This is a genomic window from Bifidobacterium thermophilum, assembly GCF_037482445.1.
GTDB classification, from domain to species: domain Bacteria; phylum Actinomycetota; class Actinomycetes; order Actinomycetales; family Bifidobacteriaceae; genus Bifidobacterium; species Bifidobacterium thermophilum_B.
Genome location: NZ_JBBHLY010000020.1, coordinates 1 through 2340 on the forward strand (window position 1 = coordinate 1; position 2340 = coordinate 2340).

The 2340-nt window shown below is 61.5% G+C and carries 3 protein-coding genes and 1 riboswitch; of the genes, 2 read left to right on the forward strand and 1 reads right to left on the reverse strand.

Features of this window, described 5'->3' with window-relative positions:
* A partial coding sequence (locus tag WD012_RS08445; RefSeq protein WP_339563307.1) for a bifunctional hydroxymethylpyrimidine kinase/phosphomethylpyrimidine kinase occupies positions 1–274 on the reverse strand: 274 nt, incomplete at its 3' end.
* A riboswitch (TPP riboswitch) is annotated at positions 266–355 on the reverse strand. Its footprint overlaps the gene before it by 9 nt.
* Positions 356–454: 99 nt before the next feature.
* Here WD012_RS08445 and WD012_RS08450 point away from each other — a divergent pair.
* Entirely contained in the window at positions 455–1417 is a 963-nt protein-coding gene (locus tag WD012_RS08450; RefSeq protein ID WP_339563308.1) for a DMT family transporter, read from the forward strand.
* Positions 1418–1437: 20 nt separating this feature from the next.
* Complete coding sequence (locus tag WD012_RS08455; protein ID WP_339563309.1) at positions 1438–2295, forward strand: Bax inhibitor-1/YccA family protein; 858 nt, start codon at positions 1438–1440, stop codon at positions 2293–2295.
* Positions 2296–2340: the final 45 nt, after the last annotated feature.

The following is a 2340-nucleotide window of genomic DNA, read 5'->3' on the forward strand; positions in this document are numbered from 1 at the left end:
GTTCCATATTGACGATGCTGGTCACACCCTGGGTGTTCTGGGCGAGGACACTGGTCATGGCTGCGTAGCCGAACACCCCTTGTGCGGTGAAGGCCTTCATATCGGCCATGGTGCCGGCACCGCCGATCGGGTCGGAACCCTCGATGGACAGAACCCGCAGGCGCGATGGACGCTCGGCTGCCTGCTCCCCCGCGGCTTCCAGACGTGCAAGCGCCGTCATGGCCTGGTTTGTGGATGAATCCTCGTTCGATTGCTGGTATTGCGGCTCGCTCATGCCGGACATCCCTTCGCTAGTGCTGACTAGATCAGGTTCAACGGGTGTGTTCTCAGCCTGTCGGCACCCCGTGTCACCGGCAATCCACCATAGCCGACCCCACGGTCAACGCCGAAGGGTGAAGTCTTGTGGCCGTCGTGCCGTGCATGGCATGGTTGACGCCGGGGATATGCTGGAATAATGCGAAAGAATGAGAAACGGCGCCGTGCCCTCGGCAGTGCGTTGCTGCTGTTGACCGCCCTGATCTGGGGATTCGCCTTCGTCAGCCAGGTGCAGGGCATGCAATCGGTATCCCCCATGTTCTTCAACGCGATCCGGTTCACCTTGGGGGCGGTGTCGCTGGCACCGGTGCTCGTGGTGTTGTCCCGGTTGCGAACCGGCCGTACGGCGCAGCGGCAGCCCGCACAGGCCGGGCCTGGCTCTTTGGCATGCTGGTCCGTGGTCTGCGGTCTCGTGTTGTGGGCGGGTGCCACCACCCAGCAGTATGGGGTGCAATTGAGCATGTCCGCCGGGCATTCCGGATTCGTGACCGCCTTGTATATCGTGCTGGTGCCGGTGCTTGGCTTCCTGTTCCTGCATCGCCGTATTCATCTGTTGACGGTGCTGGCGATCATCGTGTCGATTGTCGGCTTCTATCTGTTGTGTGTCACCGACACCATCCGCGGGATCGGGGTGGGCGATCTGGTGCTGTTGGCGAGCGCGGTGCTGTATGCCACGCATATCCTGGTCATCGATCGGGTGGGCGGCCGGCTTGATCCGCTCAAATTGTCGCTCGGCCAATATCTGGTGGTTTCCCTGCTCAGCTGGGTAGCGACCCTCATCATGCACCAAGTGGATTGGCGTGGCGCGTTGGCGTGCGCGGGCGCCTTGGCCTATGCGGGTATCATGTCGGTCGGCGTGGCGTACACCTTGCAGGTGGTCGGCCAGCGGTATGTCCCACCATCACAGGCGTCGATGATCATGTCGCTGGAATCGTTCTTCTCCGCTGTAGGCGGAGCGCTGATCTTGCACGAAACGATGACGGGACGCGGCTATCTGGGCTGCGCCTTGATTTTCGTAGGCACGATCCTCGCCCAGATCGATCCGGAGCGGCTGCTTGGCCGCATATTCAAAGATGATTCCCAGCCAAAGACCATAGAGTGACGAACAAGAAAGGAGCAATCATGACCTACGATCAGCAGCCCCAGAATCCTTCAACGCAATACGGCCAAACGCAATACAACCAAACGCAATACGGCCAGCCGGCCGCACAGCCGCAGGGCGCCTACTACCAGTACCAGTCCCCCGCCGGTGCAGGCGCAGGATACATGGCCCAGGTTTCGACGATCCCCGCACAGGTCGCATCGGCCACCGAGCGTGCGGAACGCACATCCATCACGCGCGCATACGCGGAAATGACGGCAGGGCTCGCCGTGACCGCGGTCGTAGCGGTGCTGACGCAGATGTTCGGCCTGCTCAACAGCTTCCTGACCACCACCGGCGGACTTGGCTGGATCGGCCTCATGCTTGTGCAGATCGTCATGGCCATCGCCATCGGCAACCGTGCGATGAATCTCAAAGCGGGAGCGGCGCGTGTCCTGTTCTACCTGTACGCCGCGCTGATGGGCTTCACGCTGAGCTCGATCTTCATGGTCTACGATCTCGGCTCGATCGGGACGGTCCTCGCGCTATGCACGGGCTTCTTCTTCGTGCTGACCATGCTGTCGCTGACCATGCGCGGCAACATGCTCAAGGCGGGTCCGATCCTGCTGGCGGCGCTGATCGCGCTGATTGTCGGCGAAATCATCATCATGCTGGTGGCGCCGGGCTCCACCGGGCTCATGGTGATTTCCGCGATCGGCGTACTGATCTTCGCCGGCCTGACCATGTATGACGCGCAACAGACGCGTGCGCTGTTCGCGCAATACGCCGGGCAGCCCGAGGCCATCAAGAGCCTGTCGATCGTATGCGCGCTCAACCTGTATCTCGACTTTGTGAATATGTTCCTGTACCTGCTGCGGCTGTTCGGCGGCCGCGACTGATCGTCATCGGCTGCCAGTCGGTTGAAGCACAGTATACGGATGGGC

Coding starts and splice junctions, on each gene's coding strand:
- WD012_RS08450 (WP_339563308.1), top strand. CDS start 455: ATGCGAAAGAATGAGAAACGGCGCCGTGCCCTCGGCAGTGCGTTGCTG.
- WD012_RS08455 (WP_339563309.1), top strand. CDS start 1,438: ATGACCTACGATCAGCAGCCCCAGAATCCTTCAACGCAATACGGCCAA.